Annotated in this window: 14 protein-coding genes; 3 read left to right on the forward strand and 11 right to left on the reverse strand. The window is 60.4% G+C overall.

Annotation, left to right across the window (positions count from 1 at the left end; translation table 11 throughout):
- Positions 1-49: 49 nt before the first annotated feature.
- A complete protein-coding gene (locus IAE77_RS03585) occupies positions 50-1093 on the reverse strand; it encodes a hypothetical protein (protein WP_294221936.1) in 1044 nt (347 codons plus the stop codon).
- Positions 1094-1179: 86 nt separating this feature from the next.
- Here IAE77_RS03585 and IAE77_RS03590 point away from each other — a divergent pair, with 86 nt between their 5' ends.
- The 3 genes from IAE77_RS03590 to IAE77_RS03600 all read left to right on the forward strand — a co-directional run bounded on the left by IAE77_RS03590 (position 1180) and on the right by IAE77_RS03600 (position 4505).
- Positions 1180-2433, forward strand: a complete 1254-nt coding sequence (locus IAE77_RS03590) for an SGNH/GDSL hydrolase family protein (protein ID WP_294221939.1) — start codon at positions 1180-1182, stop codon at positions 2431-2433.
- Positions 2434-2438: 5 nt separating this feature from the next.
- Complete coding sequence (locus tag IAE77_RS03595) at positions 2439-3197, forward strand: creatininase family protein (RefSeq protein ID WP_294221944.1); 759 nt, start codon at positions 2439-2441, stop codon at positions 3195-3197.
- Between the two features lie 63 nt (positions 3198-3260).
- The gene (locus IAE77_RS03600; RefSeq protein WP_294221948.1) at positions 3261-4505 is read left to right on the forward strand and encodes an MFS transporter; all 1245 of its coding nucleotides are present in this window, start codon (positions 3261-3263) and stop codon (positions 4503-4505) included.
- 12 nt (positions 4506-4517) lie between these two features.
- Here IAE77_RS03600 and IAE77_RS03605 read toward each other — a convergent pair whose 3' ends face one another.
- From IAE77_RS03605 to IAE77_RS03650, 10 genes are all read right to left on the reverse strand, one after another.
- The gene (locus tag IAE77_RS03605) at positions 4518-5951 is read right to left on the reverse strand and encodes a DUF1501 domain-containing protein (protein WP_294221951.1); all 1434 of its coding nucleotides are present in this window, start codon (positions 5949-5951) and stop codon (positions 4518-4520) included.
- Positions 5952-6015: 64 nt separating this feature from the next.
- Complete coding sequence (locus IAE77_RS03610; RefSeq protein WP_294221954.1) at positions 6016-6267, reverse strand: hypothetical protein; 252 nt, start codon at positions 6265-6267, stop codon at positions 6016-6018.
- Positions 6264-6479, reverse strand: coding sequence for a hypothetical protein (locus IAE77_RS03615; RefSeq protein ID WP_294221956.1), 216 nt, complete (start codon positions 6477-6479; stop codon positions 6264-6266). Before IAE77_RS03615 ends, IAE77_RS03610 begins: the two co-directional genes overlap by 4 nt.
- Positions 6480-6522: 43 nt before the next feature.
- Positions 6523-9441 carry a DUF1553 domain-containing protein gene (locus IAE77_RS03620; protein ID WP_294221958.1) on the reverse strand — a complete coding sequence of 973 codons (2919 nt, stop codon included), beginning with the start codon at positions 9439-9441 and terminating at the stop codon, positions 6523-6525.
- A gap of 56 nt (positions 9442-9497) precedes the next feature.
- On the reverse strand, positions 9498-10769 hold the full coding sequence (locus IAE77_RS03625) for a G protein-coupled receptor LGR4 (protein WP_294221961.1): 1272 nt from the start codon (positions 10767-10769) through the stop codon (positions 9498-9500).
- A 109-nt stretch (positions 10770-10878) separates the two neighbouring features.
- On the reverse strand, positions 10879-12177 hold the full coding sequence (locus tag IAE77_RS03630; protein ID WP_294221964.1) for a hypothetical protein: 1299 nt from the start codon (positions 12175-12177) through the stop codon (positions 10879-10881).
- A gap of 121 nt (positions 12178-12298) precedes the next feature.
- Positions 12299-13615: a hypothetical protein gene (locus tag IAE77_RS03635; RefSeq protein ID WP_294221968.1), complete on the reverse strand. Its 1317-nt coding sequence runs from the start codon at positions 13613-13615 to the stop codon at positions 12299-12301.
- Positions 13616-13656: 41 nt separating this feature from the next.
- Entirely contained in the window at positions 13657-15033 is a 1377-nt protein-coding gene (locus tag IAE77_RS03640) for a DUF1552 domain-containing protein (protein WP_294221970.1), read from the reverse strand.
- Between the two features lie 81 nt (positions 15034-15114).
- Positions 15115-15948 (reverse strand): GxxExxY protein, encoded by an 834-nt coding sequence (locus IAE77_RS03645; protein ID WP_294221976.1) that lies wholly within the window; start codon positions 15946-15948, stop codon positions 15115-15117.
- Between the two features lie 126 nt (positions 15949-16074).
- On the reverse strand, positions 16075-18531 hold the full coding sequence (locus tag IAE77_RS03650) for a DUF1592 domain-containing protein (protein ID WP_294221979.1): 2457 nt from the start codon (positions 18529-18531) through the stop codon (positions 16075-16077).
- Between the last annotated feature and the right edge of the window lie 96 nt (positions 18532-18627).

Raw genomic sequence — 18627 nt, forward strand, 5'->3', positions numbered from 1 at the left:
TCCCTCTTCCTACCACTCCGCTTTCGCCGCTGCTACCTTCGATACCCACTCAGGACAGCGAAGACTCCTTCTTTCTCGCGCTGGAGAGGCCCCAGTTCACGGGGACGCTTTGGTAGCCGTCATCGAAGCCCTCACTCTTCATACGGAAGTCGAAGTAGCCCCAGGAGACGTGTTCCTTCACGGCGGCGGTGAAGTTGTTGTCTGGCTGGTCGAAGTCGAAATGATCGTCCTCATTCACCACGATGGGGATGTTCCGGTCGCCACGGGCGGCTTTGACCTTGGCGATGAACTTCCGCATCGCGTCCGGTCCTTTGACGCCGTTGCCGTGGATGAGGAGGAAGTCGGAATGCTCGATCACCTGGGACGTTGGCACGGCGCCGCCGCCAAACGACGTTCCCACCAGCAGGCGGCGGCCGTCCACCGCGATGCCTTTCACGCGCTGGATCAACTCATGCACACGATCTGGATTCAGGATGGCGTGATCGTATTTCACGTTCGCTTCGTTGTTCACCTCCAGCAGCACGTTCTGCCACTTGTGAGCGAGAACCCACCGCGTGGTGGCCTCCACGGCGGCGACGACGGCACTTTCGTCCTTCAGCCGCTGATCCTGGCCGAAGTAGAACACCCCCAGGATCACGACCATGCCCAGTTCGTCGGCCCTCGCGATGATCTTCTCCGCACGGCTGAGATCATCATCCCGCAGCGTGCCGTCGTCATTGATGGCGGAGTTGTGCCAGGGCTGATCCTTCGAGTAGCCATAGGGGGAGCCGCCTTGCAGGTTCAACGTGAAGGCCAGCAGGCCATGCGCGCGCCATTCCGGCATCGCGACGATGAATTCGCGTGTGTTGCGTTCCGCGTCCCACTTGCCGGTGTCAGGGTAGGCCCAGTTCTTCACGGTTTCCCGATTCCGATCATCGAAGATGCCCTGCACCATGCGCGAATTCATGAGCAGCCCCTCGATCCGATGCCCCTGCCACTCGCGTCCGGCGTAGGTGGGACGGCCGTTCAGGTGAAAATCCCCGCCTTGGATGGAGACGATGGTTTCGGCATGAGAAACGACGGCGACCGTGAAAAGAAGTGCGAGGAGGCGCATGTGCCGCGAAACGCGAAATCCCCCGTCTTGTTGCGATGAAGATTTCCTTGCCAGAACAGCCGCTTTTTGGCGGTATGAGTCACTCCATGCGCATCCTCCCGCTTCTCGCCGTCCTCCTTTCCGCCGCCAGCCTGCGCGCGGAGTCCCTGCTGCCACCCAATGCCCGCGTCGCCGTGATTGGCGACAGCATCACGGAGCAGAAGATCTATTCGAAATACATCGAGACCTACCTGCTGGCCTGCACCGGCCGCAGCGACATCAAAGTCTTCCAATTTGGCTGGAGCGGTGAGCGGGCAGGCGGTTTTGCAGCGCGGCTGGAAAACGACCTCGCGATCTTCAATCCGAACGTCGCCACGACGTGCTACGGCATGAATGATGGCAGCTACAAGGCCTACGAGGCCGCGATTGGTGCCGAGTATGAGAAGAACATGCGTGCCGTGATCGCCGGGCTGCAAAAAGTGGGCGTGAAAGTCATGGCCGTGGGCTCTCCCGGGGGTGTGGACCCGGATTTCTTCAAGCGTCCGACAGTCGAGGGCGGCGTTTACAATCAGAACCTCGCCCAGCTCCGCGACATCGCCAAGAAGCTGGCGGCGGAGAACAAGCAGCCGTTCGCGAATGTGCATGACACGATGATGGACGCGCTGGCGAAGTCGAAGGCGGCTCTGGGAAAAGACTACGGCCCCTTTGGCGGTGACGGCTTTCATCCGGCTTCGGCGGGCCAGCTTCTCATGGCACAGGCCTTTTTGAAGGCACTGGGATTCGATGGCGAGATCGCCACGATCACGGTGGATATGAAGGGCCAGGGCTCCGCGAGCAGCGGTCACGTCGTCAAAGCCAGCCAGGGCGGCAGCGTGACGCTGGAGAGCACGAAGTGGCCCTTTGTCTTCGATGCTGATCCGAAGAGCGCCGGCAGCAACCGCAGCATCCTGCCCTTCACCACCTTCAATCAGGACCTCAATCGCTTCACTTTGGTGGTGAAGAACCTCGGTTCGGCGAAAGCCAAGGTGACCTGGGGTGCACAGGGCAAGGAGTTCAGCCGGGAGCAGCTTGAGACCGGTGTCAATCTGGCCGCCGAATTCACGAAGACGCCGTTTGACGGCGCCTTTGCAAACCTGAGCAATGCCATCGCCTTGAAAGAGAGTTTTGAGACGACGCTGATCAAGAGCCTCGTCACCCACATGCGTGTGATCGCCGCCGAAGCCGCTGAGGAGCCGAAGGTGGCCGCCGCACTGGTGAAACTGAAGAAGAAGCTCGGCGATGAACACGCGAGGATGGACGCCAACGTGCGCAAGCAGGTGGTGCCGGTCACCCACACCATCCAAGTCGAGGAAATCCGCTGACCGCCATGCAGCTCGCCGATTTGAAATGGAGTGAGGTCGATGCGCTGAGCCGCGACACACCGGTGGTGTTTCCGATTGCCGCGCTGGAGCAGCACGGGCGGCACATGCCGGTCTTCACGGACAGCATGCTGACGAATGAACTGGTGCGCCGGACCGAGACCGCGATGGGCGGGCGTGTGCTCTTCGCTCCCTTGCAGTGGCTGGGGAATTCGCATCATCACATGGATTTCCCCGGCACCCTCTCAGCCGAGCCGCGGGTGTATCTCGATCTGCTGAACGGGCTGCTGGAAAACTTCATCGCGCACGGTTTCAAGCGGCTCGTCTTCCTGAACGGCCACGGCGGCAATGACGTGCCTGGAAAGCAGTCTGTGTTCGAGGTGCGGCAGAAGTATCGCGACCGCAAAGACCTGCTGCTGCTCTTCGTGACCTACTGGAACCTCGGCGCGGAGCCTTGGACGCGTGATCCATCGATCCAGCAGCGCGTCATGGGCCACGCGTGCGAATGGGAGACCAGCATGGTGCTGCGATTGCGGCCCGAACTCGTTGGAGACCTTGCCAAAACCAATGAGGTGCCGTTTGGAAACCCGTTCGAGCCCGCCAGCCGCGGCTGGATCATGCCCGACCGCAGCGAGCCCGGCCATGTCGGCGATCCACGCGGTGCCACGGCGGAGAAAGGCGAGGTTTTGTTCCAGTGCTTCAGCGAGCAGGTGGTGAAACTGCTCGATCGCGTGATCGCTTGGGATGGGAAAAGCTGGGAAGGGTAAAAAACGTGCCTGCCATTCCGGAAAACCCAAAGCCCTCCTCAACTGATCACCATCACCACCAGTATGACCACGCAACGCTCCTCCCTCTGGAAATGGTACATCTGCGGCCTGCTGCTGCTGGCGACGATGATCAACTACATGGACCGCCAGACGCTGGCGAACGCGGCGGCGGCGGTGAAGGCGGAGTTCAGGCTGGATGATTTGCAATACGGGAATCTGGAGACGGCTTTCGGCCTCGCCTTCGGACTTGGGTCGCTGGTGTTTGGCTTCCTGTGCGAACGCTTCAGCCTGCGCTGGATGTATCCGGTCGTGCTCGGAGGCTGGTCGCTGGCAGGCTTGTTTTCCTCCTGGGCGGCGGACTATCACCAGTTCATGGCCGCACGTGTGATGCTGGGCTTGTTCGAGGCGGGACACTGGCCCTGCGCGCTGAAGACGACTTTCCGCCTGTTGCAGCCGAGCGAGCGCATGATGGGCAACAGCGTGCTGCAAAGCGGCGCGTCCATCGGTGCGATCATCACGCCCCGGCTTGTGCTCTGGCTCTCGGAAGGGCATCCACAGGGCTGGCGCTTCGCCTTCCAGGTGATCGCGCTCACAGGCGTGGTGTGGATCGTGCTCTGGATGGTGTCGTTCCGGCTGCAAACGAATGCAGAATCAGGAAATCAAGGCAGCGAGGCCAGCGAACGTGACACAGCCTCGCTGATGCCCATCATCATGGGCAAAAAGTTCTGGGCGATCGCGCTGCTGCTCATCGGCATCCAGATTCCGTGGCAGATCATTCGTGCCTGGCTGCCGCTGTTTTTGCAGGAGGGCCGCGGTTACGATGCGCTCAGCACGGCGAACTTCGTCTCGGTTTACTACATCGCCACGGATGTGGGCTGCATCCTCGCCGGCATATTGTCCATGCAGCTGGTGAAGCGCTTCTCGCTGTCGAATCATGACGCAAAACGCCGCATCTTCAATGTGGCCGCGTTTCTGGCATCGTTGACGGTTTGCATCCCGTGGCTGGGCCAAAGTCCGCTGCTGCTGGGGCTGCTGCTGGTGGTCGGCGCGGCCTCGCTGGCGATGTTTCCATGTTACTACAGTTTCGTGCAGGAGCTCAGTGCCGAGCATGTCTCGCGACTGACGGGACTGTTCAGCATGTGGGTGTGGATCACCACTTCGCCGCTGCAATCGCTGTTTGGCTGGCTCCGCGTGCAGCTCGGCAGCTATGATCCTGCGCTCGCTCTCACGGGTCTGACGCCGTGGCTCGGCGTGATCGCGATGAAACTGCTGTGGGATGCAACGAAGGAGCCTGCTGCGGCCGTGTAGAGCTGAAAAGCCTCACACCAGCAGATCGCGGATCACATGCCCGTGCACATCCGTGAGGCGCCGGTCGAGGCCGTTGTGACGGACGGTGAGTTTCTCGTGATCAATGCCAAGCAGGTGAAGCATCGTGGCGTGGATGTCGTAGCAGGTCGTCGGATTGGCGCGGTCGAGCGGCTTGTAACCCCATTGATCGCTCTCGCCGGCCACCACGCCGCCTTTGATGCCGCCGCCGCAGAGCCAGTTGGTGAAGACATAGGGATTGTGGTCGCGCCCCTTGCCGCCCTGCGTGCTGGGCATGCGGCCGAACTCCGTCGTCCACAAAATGATCGTCTCATCGAGCAGGCCACGCTGCTTCAAATCGAGAATCAGCGCCGAAACGGCCTTCGCCATCCCCCAGGCGAGCGGACCGTGGTCACGCTCGACGTCTTCATGGCTGTCCCAGTTGCGACGCGGGAAGCCATTGTCGTTGCCGCTCCAGATCTGCACAAAGCGCACGCCGCGCTCCAGCAATCGACGCGCCGCAAGGCACTTGCGGCCCATGTAGTCGGCTTCTTCCTCGGCGTTGATCTCCGTGGGCCACACTTTGCGGTGCTCCTGGATGCCATACATCGTTTTCATCGCATCGGACTCCTTTGAGATGTCCAGAGCCTCCGGCGCGGCGAGCTGCATCTTCGCGGCCAGTTCATAGCTCTGGATGCGACTTTCGAGTCGTGAGTCTTCCTCACGTAGTGCGGCGTGTTTTCGGTTCAGCTTCTCCAAAAGGTCAAAACCACCGCGATCCGACCTCGCACTGATGTAGCGGCCGTTTTTGTGCGGAAATAGATCCGCGATCGGCACCTCTGCTCCGGGATAAATGATCGTCCCGGCATGCTGCGAGGGCAAAAAGGCCGAATCCCAGTTCTTCGGCCCGTTCGAGGCAAAGCCACGATGATCCGGCAGCACGACAAAGGTCGGCAAATTGTCGCTGATCGAGCCCAGCGCGTAACTCACCCAGCAGCCCATGCCAGGAAAGCCGGGCAGATTGAACCCCGTGGCCTGCAGCAGCGTGCCTTGCGAGTGCACGCCCGTTTTGCCGACCATGTTGTGCACGAAGGCCATGTCATCCGCACACGCACCGAGCGGTGCCACGGCCTCGCTGAGCATTTTGCCGCTCTGGCCGTAGGCTTTGAAGTCCCAAACGGGCTTCTTCCATGGCCCGAGGCCGTTTTGAAACGCCTCCACCGCCTCGCCGAAGTTCGATTCTTCGCCGTGATGCTTGATGAGCGCGGGTTTGAAATCAAAGAGGTCGATGTGGCTCGCCGCGCCGCCCATGAAGAGCTGCACGACGCGTTTCGCCTTCGGCGCGATGACCTGCGAGCGATGCGACGTCTCCGCCGCCTGCATCGAGGCAAACGCGAGCGCTCCGAAGCCTTGTCCGGTCGTTTGAAGAAGCTGGCGGCGTGTGAGCATGCTTGATGTTGTTGCCATACCAACGCCGACGCCAGTCACGCTTTTGCGGGACACCCAAGTTGGCTCAATCGGCTCTCAAAATGCGGATGATCTTCAGATCACGATCGGCAAAATCATCCCAAAAGTAGATGGCGTGCTTCCCGGCGACATGGACATCGTATCGACGAAGATCTGGCTCGATGTGCACGAAGTCAGAAAACAGTCGGGGCTCCTCTGTCATGCGCATGAACAAGGCGCGTAGCCGGCGGCGTTCGCCGGGCCGCTGCCGCTCCAGATACTCGATCGCTTCGAGCGATATGAGCAGACGATAGCTCATGCGGCATCGCCTTTGTCCCAGCCGAGGCGCACATCCGCCTCCTCCATGGTCAGCCACTGCCCGGGGCTTTTGTCATCGCAAATCTCTCCGAGGCTGCGACCGCCGCCAGCCCTCGAAGTCAGGCGATTGAGTTCAAGGGCAAAGATGCCGATCTCCCGTCGTTCGTTGGGACTCAGGCTTTGGATCTCAGATTTCAAGGTTTCTAAGCTCATGCCGTCAAGGATGCCTCTGGCCTTGGAATGTTCAAGGTTTGAATCAATCCACAAAAGAGAACTCGTTAAGGTTCAAAATCACGCGGCAGGCATTTTCGAGGCCTTCGCGTTTCGCGTAGTCCTCCAGCGCGGCGAGTTCTTCCGCCGTGGGCTCGCGGGCGAGGGCGAGCTGGAACGCACGTTTCACACTGCCCGCATGCGCGGCGAAATGCTTAGCCATCGTCACGGTGAGGCCGTTGTTCATCATCGCGAGCGCTTGGAGCGGACTCAGCGACTCGTTGCGCTTGTCCACGCGCATGGATGGGTCGGCACAATCGAGCACGGTCATGAATGGCTGCTGCTGGCTGCGCACAATAAAACGATAAATGCTGCGGCGATGGCTCTTCGGATCCTCGGGGTCGTGCAGATGATATTCGTAGTGCGGCGAGTGCTGCGGCTTGTCGATCACGAAGTCCTGAAAGCTCGGCCCGCCCATGGTGAGGTCGAGTTTGCCGCTGACGGCGAGGATGGAATCCCGAACGGCCTCCGCATCGAGCTTGCGGCGGGTTTGGCGGGCGTAGAACGAGTTTTCCAACTCGTTGCCTGAACGAGTTGGAAAACTCGTTCTACGATACGCCTCGCTCATCACGATGAGCTTGTGCAGCTTCTTCAAACTGCCGCCGAGGTCGTCGCGAAAGGTCACCGCCAGCCAGTCGAGCAACTCGGGATGGCTCGGCTTCGCGCCCATGCGGCCGAAGTCGTTCGCGGTCTCCACCAATCCGCGACCGAAGTGGTGCTGCCACACGCGGTTCACGATGCTGCGCCAGGTGAGCGCGTTGTTTGGATGCGTGATCCACTTCGCCAAAGCGGCGCGACGGTCAGATTCATTGTGCCCCCAAACTGCAAAAGGAATGTCGAAGAGACCCGCGAGCGCTTGAATCGTGTTTGGCCCGACCTCTTGCGCAGGTTGTTTGAGGTCGCCTCGCTTGAGCACCTGAATCGTGCGCGGCGTGCCGTGCGTGCCTTTGAAGGCACCGCTGCCGTAGTGAACCGCTCCAGCATACACTTTCTGCGGCGCGGGCAGCGCAGGCTGGGAATCGCGCTCTTTTCGCAGCGCGACGAGCTGCTTCTTCCTCGCTTCATCCGCTTGAGCGAGCATGAGGGCATCGCGCTGCCGGATGAGCTGCTTTTTGTCCTCTTCACTGCGGCTTTCCGGGGCGATGCCATCGGTGAGGTTCGTTTTGCGCCAGCGCGGCGGAGCCTCGATGCTGTCGAGCGAGGTCACGGGCTTGCCTGCGGCCAGATTCGGCCCGGTTTTGCTGTCATAGACTTCTAACTCGGCGAGCGCGAAGATGTAGTCGCCTCGGCGCGACGCGAGCTTCACGGCGGTGACGCGCACAAACCGACCCGTGACGCCGTCATCGCCTGCGGTGCCGCTTTCGAAGGGTTTGAGGCCGGGATTCGCGAAATCCTGCATGAAGGTGGCGTCATGCTTTCGCCACACGAGCGAGACTCCGGTTTTGAACTCCGGGTCGTCGCTCACTTCGACCTTGAACCGCACCGGGAAGCCGAAACCGCCGCCGATCTTGCCGTAGTCGTCGTAGCAGGGCTTCAGCACGATGCGCTCGACCTGCACGCTCTTGCCGAGATCGACCTGCACCCACTTTGTGGCGTCTTGCGTCGGCGAAATGGCGCTGTGCCAGCCGAAATCGGGCTTTGCGTTCGGATTCGCGCCTTTTTCCGCCGCCCCGTCGATGCGCTTGCTGAGCGCGGTGTAGGCTTCACCGGCTTTTTGCTTCAATGGAGCCTCCAAAGCCGCGATTTGATCGGCGAGCCTCTTCTTCTGTTTTTGCAGCGCCGCGAACTTCTGCATCGACGCGTCATCCGGGTAGTAATCGACCTCCGTGCGGTCGATCGCGGCAAAGACGGCGTGCAGCGAATAGTAATCCTCCTGCGTGATGGGATCGAATTTGTGGTTGTGACACTGCGCGCACTGGATCGTGAGGCTGCACACGGTGCCGATGGCGTTTTGCACCATGTCATCGCGATCCAGATGACGTGCGATTTTGCCATCGAGCTTCGTCTCCGGCACCTCCGCATGCCCGATGTAGTCCCACGGCCCCGCCGCGATGAAACCCAGCGCCGTGATGCCATCCACCGTGCCCGGATACAACCCATCCCCGGCGATCTGCTCCTCGATGAAGCGTGCGTAAGGTTTGTCGTTGTTCAGCGCGCGAATAACGTAGTCGCGATACGGCCAGGCATTGAAGCGCGGCTTGTCTTTGTCATAGCCGTGGGTTTCGCCATAATGCACCGCATCCAGCCAATGCCGAGCCCAGCGCTCGCCGTGGCGCGGTGAGGCGAGAAGATGATCAACGAGCTGTTCGTAGCGTTCGTCAGACAGGTCCGACCAGTCTGACAAGTCAGACGGAGTGGGCGGAAGGCCGGTGAGATCGAAAAAGAGCCTGCGAATGAGTGTGCGCACATCGGCACGAGGAGCGGGCGTGAGGCCTTTCTCCTTCAGCTTCGCTTCAATGAAGGCATCAATGGAAAGTGGCTTGAGCTTCAGCTCAAGTTTGGCGGAATCTTCGGCTGAATCCGAAGCCACTTTGAGCGGCTTGAAGGCCCACCAGTCCGTTTTGTCCTCCAACTTCGCCACATCGACCCCATCCGGCCAGTTCGCGCCTTCATCGATCCAGCGTTTCAGCGTTTCGAGCTCTGCTGAGCTCAGTTTCGACTTCGGCGGCATCGGTGTGTCCTTCTCCAAACCGCTGACGAAGCGAAACAGCGTGCTTTCGGCACTTTGGCCGGGTTTCACGTGCTTCAGCGCCACCGCCTTGATATCGAGCCGGTAGTCGTTCTTTTGTTTTTCGGCCCCATGGCACTCGTAGCAGTGCTTTTCAAAAATCGGCCGCACCTCACGCACAAAATCCACCGCGAGGGCGGAGGTCGTGGAAAGGATGAGATGGCAGAGGAAGCGCATGGGACTTCATACGTGGTCAAACCGGATCTTTCATGTCCCGTCTGGGCGGCACAAGCTCACTTCACGAATTTGACTTCCACATTCGGCAGCAGGGCTTTCACCTTGGCCAGCGTTTCATCGGGATAGCCTTTGCCGTAGCGGATGAGCGTGAGCGTTTTGAGGTGAGTGAAGGCTTGGAGGTGCGGCAGGCTGGTGTCGGTCAGTTCAAGGTTAGAGAGGGAGAGTTCTTTGATCTGATTGACGCCCGCGAGGGCGGTGAGATCAGCGTCGGTGAAGGCTTTGGCATCGAGGGAGAGCTTGCGCAGGGTCGGGATGGCTTTGATGGTGGCGATGGCTTCTGCGGCGGGACTGCACACGCCGTATTCGAGCGCGACGTATTCCATCGGCAGGTCGCGCAGGTGCTTCATGAGGCCTGCGGTGGCTTTGGCGCAGCTGATCTCGATGCCGGTGAGGTGCTTGAGCTTCTTGAAGTGCTCGGCACCGGCATCGGTGAGCTGCTTGGAGTGCCAGAGCTTGATGAACTCGAGGTTCGGGAACTTTTCGCATACATGGCCGAGTCCCTCGTCATCGAGACCGTTGCTGTGGAAGTTGATGCGCTTCAGCTTCGTCCAGCCATCGAACTTCGCGAAGAAGTGGCCGGGATACCCCGCGCCTCGTGGTGTGAACGACTCCAGGTTCTTGAGGCCGGCGAGCTTTTCCCAACCGGCATCGGTGGCCTTGCCAAAATAGGCGAGTTCGAGGTTGGTGAGATCCGGACAATCGGTGAGTTGCTGGAGTTGGGCCAGGCTGGCATCGCCCAGTCGGCCAAAGCCACTGACGCTGAGGCTCTTCAACTTCTTGAGCTTGAGCAGCGGAGCCACCCAGTCGTCCTGAATGCCCGAAGCCTCCAGCTTCACCGATTCCAGCCAAGCGATGTGCCCGAGGTGCTCGATGAACGCGGCGTTGTAGGGATCGGCGTTCTCCTTGCGATGATCGTGCGCTTTGCCGCCGAGGATGTTCGTGCTGACCTGCGTAACCGTGTCAAAGAGCGCGATGTCGCCGCCAACCGCTTTCTTCAAAATGTCGGGCGTGGTGTTGATCTTCGTGAAAGCGCCCGGCGCACCCTGGATGGTGCGCATGACGGCCTCGACATGCGGATGCTGCTCGGCGGCGGCCAAGATCTCGCCAGCGTGATCGCTGAGCGCCTGTTTCAAAGCGGCATCCGTCGTGGCGGCGATGACAGCATCGAGTTCGGCACGCGAGCTGACTTTGGAGACATCGGGCGCGGCAGCACTGAGCGCCGCGAGAGAGCCGAGAAGGAGGGTGGTGAGAAAAGCGGCGCGGATCATTTGCTGAGTTCTTGGTTCATCGTTCTTTGTTCTTGGCTCATCTTCTCGGCATCTTGGCGACTGTCAGGTGAACCAAGAACTAGAAACAAAGAACCACGAACAGTAGGCATCAATACTTCGGAAAGATCGTGGGCGTGGGGAAGCGGTCTTCGGGGTTGCTGCCGTCGCCGATGTATTCTTCGCGGGGGAGGTTGACGAGGGGCCAGTTGCTGGGGCGGACGCGGACGACACGGCCAAGGCGGATGCCTTCGATGATGAGATCGGTCTCGAATCGAATCTGAATGCCGCTGCTGCCGAGCGGGATGTCGCCGGTGGCGTTCGTGACATCGAGCAGCGTGCCTTTGGAGGCCATGTGGGCAGGGCCGTAGCCGCCGCCGGCGTGTTTGAGGGTGGCTTCGGCACCGTTCATGTTGGCGGTGGCGCCTTTTTTGAAGTCGGCGTAGAGCGCGGCGTCCATGCCGCCGAACAAGGTGGCGGTGACGGTGGCGCGACCGAACTTGCCATACTCGACGGCGTCGATCCACGCGGGCATCCAGCGGGTGCGGATGAAGGTCTTGTGCGTTTCGGTCTGGTTTTGCGCGGCGCGTTGCATGGAGGCGTCGTCGAGCCAGATGTCGGAAACGTGGAAGCGAGTGAAGATGCCGTCGGGCGTGGGTTTCCAGGTGATGCCAAGCAGCACCGCCTGACCACCGAGCGCCTTTTTGCCATCGGCAGGCCATGCGCCGTCGGCGATGAGTTCGTCGATGCCGAGGCACTCGCGACCGCGCCAGAAGCGTGTGGCGGCATCGAAGGTGAGCTTTTCTTCGGTCGCTTTGGCTTTGCTGCCTTGTTTGGGCTCGCAAGTGGCGATGAGCATGCCTTCGCGGTTTTTGACCTCCACTTCCTTCAGCTTCCACATGAGGCCTTCGCGCTGGCAGTGGCTGGGTTCGTCTTCGAGCAGCAGGAGGTGATTCTCGGCAGGCGCGACGCCTTTGCCGCTGTAGCCGGCAGTTTTGTTTTTGTTGTCCACCGGCAGCACGGGCACGGCCGAGGTGGCCGGATCAGGCGGCAGATACGCGCGGATGTGCAGCAAGGTGCCGAGCGGAATGTCGCGCAGATCCGCCGGGGCACCGTGGTAACGCACCACCGCATACGGCAGCAGCGCGAAGGGATGCGGCGCATTGCGGAAGTAGGTGCCCTCGCCCGGAATGCGCACGCTGCCACGACGGTTCGCATGATCGACAAAGACGAGTTCACCGCGATAGGAGAGCGCTTTCTCCAACGGCGGGAACTTGCCAGCTTCGGGGCGGAAGGGCTCGGTTCCTTGTTCTTGGTTCTTAGTGTTTGGTTCGTTCACGGCGTGGGCTTGAACGCATGCGAGCAGGGCAAAACCGAGGCAAATGGTCGTGAAGTGCAGTGGATTAGTCATGATACTTCGATTTTTTCATTCGGGTTTTTCTCCCACAGATTCAGGGAGGCCCACAGATTGGATTTTGGCATTGAACATCAGTGTAAAGATCATCTGTGGGCTTCCCTGAATCTGTGGGAAATCAGTAGGTGGGGAAGATGGCGGGCGTGGGGAAGCGCTCGTGGATGTTGGAGGCTCCGTTGCCGAGGTATTCTTCGCGGGGCAGGTGGACGTCGGGCCAGCTACTCGGGCGGACTTTGACGATGCGCGTGGGGCGCATGCCTTCGGTGATGAGATCGGTTTCAAAGCGGATCTGAATGCCGCTGCTGCCGAGTGGAGGGCTTGCTGAGTTTTGATTTCCCACAGATTCAGGGAGGCCCGCAGATTTCTTTTCTGAGTCGGATTTGGTTTCTGAATCAATCTGTGGGAGAAAAGGATTGCCACGAACTTCAATGAGTTTGCCGCGTGCGGCCATTTGCGTGGGGCCAGCAGTGCCGCCTTCGGTGTGCTTGAGGGTGTTCTCGACGCCGTTCATCAGGGCGGTGATGCCTGGTTTGAAGTCGGCGTAGAGCGAGGCGTCCATGCCGCCGAAGAGCGTCGCGGTCACGGTGGCGCGGCCGAACTTGCCATACTCGACCGCATCGACCCACGCGGGTATCCAGCGGCTGCGGATGAAGGTCTTGTGCAGCTCGGTTTGATGCTGCGTGGCGTTTTGCATCGCCTCGTCGTCAAGCCAGATGTCGGAGAGATGAAAACGGCCAAACACACCGCCGGGCGTGGGCCGCCAGGTGATGCCGAGATTCACGACTTGGCCGCCGAGAGCCTTTTTACCTTCGGCGGGCCACGTTTTGTCGGCGATGAGATGCTCGATGCGCAGGCATTCGCGACCGCGCCAGATGCGCGTGGCGGCATCGAAGGTCAGCGTTTCATCGCTGGGCTTCGCTTTGGCATTGTTTTGGGCTTCGCGGCTCGCGAAGATGGTTCCTTCGCGATTTTTGATCTCCAGCTCCTTCAATTCCCAAACCAAGCCTTCGCGCTGGCAGTAGCTCGGTTCGTCTTCGAGCAGCAAAACGTGGTTTTCCGCTGGCGCGGTGCCCAAATTGCCCGCTGGAGACTTTTCGCGATTGTTCACCGGCAAAACGGGCACGGCGGAGGTCTTCGGATCCGGCGGCAAAAACGCCCGCACATGTAGCATGGTGCCCAGCGGAATGTCCCGCAGGTCCGCCGGTGCGCCGTGATACCTCACGACCGCATACGGCAGCAGCGCAAAGGGATGCGGTGCCGTGGTGCGGAAGATGCCGCCGGATGTCAGGCGCAGGCTGCCACGCCGATTCGCGTGGTCCACAAAGACGAGTTCGCCGCGATAGGAGTGCGCTTTTTCCAACGGCGGGAACTTGCCGGCTTCGGGACGATATGTTCCTGGTGCTTCGTTGGCAGCGTGAGCGGTGACGACGAGCAAGCCGACCAAAACCAAGAACCAAGAACGAGGCACCAAGAACATCACAAAGCGATCACTTTGTTGCTATCGCCGAACTGCTCCGTCTCGACGCCCATGCGCTGGGCCATGAGGAGGAGGAGGTTGCTCATGTGGGCGTCGGTGTTGACGGGGCGGCTGCAGACTTGGTAATGCGCGGTGGTGAGCGCGCCGTCGGTGCTGAGGGAGTAGCCTTCGAAGGCTTTGGCGTCCTTGTTGAAGTCCAGATGGCTGCCGTGCTTCAGGCCGAGATCGCCGCCGCCTGCGAGCACCAGCGGGAGATTCGCATTGCCGTGGCTGTGGCCGTAGGACATGCCGCTGCCGAAAAGCGCCATCGTGGAGCCGATGAGCGGCTTGCCATTGAGGTCCTTCGTTTCGGTGAGTCGAGTGATGAAGTAGCTGAACTGCTCGATGGCGAAGGTGTCATACATCGTGAGCTTTTCCATGTAACCGGCATCGCCGCCGTGATGACTGAGCTGGTGGCGCGATTCGGTGATGCCGATCTCGGGAACGGAAAAGGCATCGCCCTCGCCGCCGAGGCTGAAGGTGGCCACGCGGGTCACATCGGTCTGAAAAGCGAGCACCATGAGGTCATACACGGTGCGGAAGTAATCGCCGGCCATCGTTGCGGCGATATCGCGGTTCGTACGCTTGCGATCGGCATCAGTGATCGTCGGCAGCGGCGTGTCGAGCCACGCATCGGCGCGACGCGTGCGGATCTCCGTCTCACGCACAGAGGTGAGGTATTGCTCCATGCGGCCTTTGTCCTCCGCTCCCATCTTTTTCTCCAACTGGCGCACCTCGGCGAGATTCGCGTCCAGCACGCTGCCCTTGCGACGCAAGGCGCGGCGCTGAGCCTCTTTTCCGCCCTTCGGTTCTTCAAAGAGCGAGGCAAAAATCTCGCTGCAACGCCGCAACGCGGGCAACTGCACGCCATCCGCCGTCCACGCGAGCGAACCCTGCGTCAGCGCGACCTCCATCGATGGGTAACGCGTGTGCGGCGCCGTGATCTCCGCCATCTTCTGGTCCACGGAGATGGTGTTGCGATCCGAAGGCCCCAGCTTGCCGCCCGTGAGGAAGATATTGATGCAGTTGTGATGATGACTGAGGCTGCCCGGATGATGCAGCCCGCTGATCGGCGTGATGACCTCGCGATGCTTCTCCAATGGCTTCAACGAACGTGAAAACTCGTAATCGCGGCCTGATTTCAAAATCTGGTAGTTCAGCGAGTGCACGCCATTCGCCAGGTAGATGAACGCGCTGCGTTTCGGCGTCGCCGCGATGGCTTTTTCTGCTGCACGCAGCGGCACCATGCACTCCAGCATGGGCAGTGAGATGAAACTGCCGATGGCTTTGAGGGCGTGGCGACGATTGAGGAGCCAGGATTGAGTTTGGATGTTCATGGAAAGCGTGAGTTGTTGGGTTTGATTTCCAGCAGATTCAGGGAGGCCAGCAGATTTCTTTTTTTGAGTTCAGGGAACCCTTCAGAGATAATCTGTTGGCCTCCCTGAATCTGCTGGAGGTTTCTTTTTGGGGTTTTGGACAAAGCTGAGGTCAGCGGTGGTTTTGCCGAAATTGAAAACGATGCCCCATTCTAGGTTGAGCCAGCGCAGGTGAGTTTGGAGCGTGGCGCGGTCGGTGGCGTTGATGCCGTCGGTGAGCGCTGTAACGAGGACTGCGCAGGTATCGTCAATCACGAGGCTGGGCATCGTGATGTGCGGGTGATGGAGCACCGTGGCCGTTGGATTGAGATGCACTTTGATGCCTGCCGATTGGATCGCGGCGCTCACAAGCCCCTTCCAAGTCGTTTGCCGGTAACCAAGGCCAATCTCATCAAGACACTCGCTCACGGCGCGAATGATGTGGGTGGCCAGCGATGGATTGGAGACAAAAGCAGGCAGTTTGACATCTGGAAGGCTCGCCGTGTGCGAACGATAAAGAAAGCGATCCCAGATCAGGCTTTGCTTGCCAAAATCGACCAGCAGGCTCGTGCGCAGCCGCCAGAACTTGCAATAGCACACCACCTGAACCCAATGCTCCGGAGCAAAAGGACCACGCAGACACTTCAACTCGGGAATGAAGTGATTCTCGATAACAAAGTCCGGCTCAAAGGTATCCGCAACGATTCCGCGATAAACCAAGTCACGCCTCGGCTTGGAAAGGTGAGAGATGCCAGCCGCCGTGAGTGCCGTGACAAGCTCCTGATGATAGATTTCTTCATCAAGCCCAGGCCCCACGGCTGAATGCACCTTCATCGCCTGCCCGATAAAGGCGCGCGTGATGGGATCATCAGCAGATTGGGATTTGGGTTTCACCATTGGCAGTTTGTTGGATCAGAAGGGATGTCCCACAGATTCAGGGAGGCCCACAGATTGTTTTTTGAGTTTAAATCCATTCTGAAAAATCTGTGGGCCTCCCTGAATCTGTGGGAGACCTCATGTTTGTCATCGCTTCCTTAACAGCTCCGACATCGCCACGGCACGCACGATGTCCTTGATGCGGTAGCCGCTCTTCTTGGCTTCGGTTTGGATGGCGTTGAGGTCGTCTTGGTCGTCGAAGGCGACGGCGCGGCGGAGGGCGTAGGTGGTGAGGTGCTCGATGAAGGCGCGGGCGAGTTTGTCGCGGTCTTCGAGGAGGCGTTGTTTGAATTCGGTGGCGTCTTTGAAGGCGCGCCCGTCGGGCATTTGGCCGGCGGGATTGATCAAGGGGTCTTCGCCGACACCAGCGGCGATTTTTTCGCGGGTGCGCCACTGGCCGATGGCGTCGTAGTTGTCCCAGGCTAGGCCGAGCGGGTCGATCTTCGCGTGGCAGGCGGCGCAGTTGGCATCCTCGCGATGAGCTTCGATCTTTTGGCGCAGCGTTGCCTTGGGGCTTTGCGGCGTTGGGGGCTCGATGGCGGGCACATTCGCAGGCGGCGGAGGCGGTGGTTTGCCGAGCACGACCTCGCTCAGCCACACGCCGCGATGCACGGGACGATGACGCGTGCCGTCGGAGGTGAGACCGAGCACGGCACCCATCGTGAGCAGACCGCCGCGGCGATCTTCGGGCTTGAGCGACACACGCTGAAACCCGCCCGACTTCGGCTCGGGCAGGCCGTAGAAGTCGCAGAGCCGCGCATTGGCGATGGTCCAGTTGGAATCGACGAAGGCATTGATGGGCAGGTTTTGAGCGAAGGTCTCGCGGAAGAACTCCACGGGCTCGTTGCGCATGCTTTCCTCCAGCCAGTCGTCATAGACGGGGTAGAGCTTTTTGTCCGGCGGGAACATGCCCACGCGATGCAGTTGCAGCCACTGACGCGAGAAATCATCGATGAAGCGGCTCGCTTTGCCATCGGCGAGCATTCGATCGACTTCCTTCTTCAAAACATCGCCTTTCAGCGTGCCGGCTTTCGCGGCGGTGAAGAGCGCGTCATCCGGCATCGAGCTCCACAGGAAATACGACAACCGGGTGGCGAGTTCGGCGTCGTTGAGTTGCTCGCGAGCCACGGGATCGCCCTCGACGATGTAAATAAAGTGCCGCGAGGTCAGCACGCCTTGCAAGGCCACGCGATACGCATCCGCGAGCTTCTCGCCCGCATCGCGCTCCTCGCGATACGCCTTCAAATACTCCTCCAGTTCCTCCATTTTCACCGCACGACGCCACGCACGCTCGGCGAAGCGCTGCAAATGCGCCGCGACGACTTCCGGCGATGCGTCATCCGGCGGCACGACATCCTTGCGACGCGATTTTTCCGCCTCGGAAACCAGCGGGCCTTCCCACTCGATCCAATCGAGCAGCACGGTGGAGAAAAGACCGTTCCCCTTGTCGTCGAACATCTGCGGCGCGTTCGGGTTTAGGAGCATCGTCTCGCTGCTGTGCGTGAAAATGTAGCCGCCGCGGCTCGCGAGCGCATTGCGGAAGGCCGCGCCAGCCCGGCGATCGACCACATCGGTGGCCACGACGCAGAAATCGAGCTGCGTGGGCATTTCGAGGAAGACCTCAAATTCATACACCTGCGGCTTGTCCTCCGGCGCGGTGATGTCGAACTCCACGATCCCATCGACGGTCTCCTCGCCCGTGCGTTTGCCGATGCTCAGATGCGCCGTCTGGCCGCCCGGCGGACGAATGCCGCTGGCCTGGATGCGCAGTTTGTAGAGCCCGCTGTGCTCCGGGCCTGTCTTGCCAAACCAGTTCGGCGAAAGCGCATCCTGCGTGCGCCCCGGGAACATCAGATAACGCAGCGGCCGCTTGATGCCGAAACGATCCAGAGCCGCCTGCTGGTCCTTCCCGCCGCCGTAGCGCAGATCCGCCGCCGTTTTGCGCACCTTGCGTGCCTCGCTCGTCGCCGTCGGAAAGGCCCGGTCCAGCACTAGCTCCGCCGCACGATAATAACGATCCACATGCGAAGGCGAGAGCGACAGCTCCGACCCGATGCGCTCAAAGCCATGCCAACGCGTGTCCTCATTCAGCTCGCCCGGTTTCGCGGGATCATAGCGCACGCCGAGCAGGTCATAGACTGTGTTTTGATACTCCTTCCGGCTCAGCCGGTAATGGGCCACTGCCGGTCGTGCCGCCATGCGGGCCGCCTTGCCCTCTTTGATGCGTGCATCGAGTCCCGTCACAAACGCCGCGATCTCCTCCTGTGTCGGTTTCTTCTCCTTCTTCGGCGGCATCTCGCCCGAGTTCACCTGCTCGATCACCTCCGCCCAATGATGCGTGTCCGCGCCCAGTTTGAAGTCACGAGACAACTCATCGATGCGCAGATCCCCCTTCTCCTTCTCCGGCCCATGGCAGCGGATGCAATGCGTCTCCAAAAACGCCTCAAACGGCTCTGCGGCGGGAATCGCGCTGATGAAAGCAACACCGGTGGCGAGAAACAGCGCGGCGCTGAAGAAAGATTGGGAACGAGAACAGACAGTCATGATTTGGGGGAAAAGAGATACGCCCCTGCGCAGCCTTCCTTAGCGGTGTCCCACGCCGAATGCATGAGGGCGTAGGATGCGAGGGACGTGACACGA

The sequence above is a fragment of the Prosthecobacter sp. genome (assembly GCF_014879935.1).
Classification (GTDB): domain Bacteria; phylum Verrucomicrobiota; class Verrucomicrobiia; order Verrucomicrobiales; family Verrucomicrobiaceae; genus Prosthecobacter.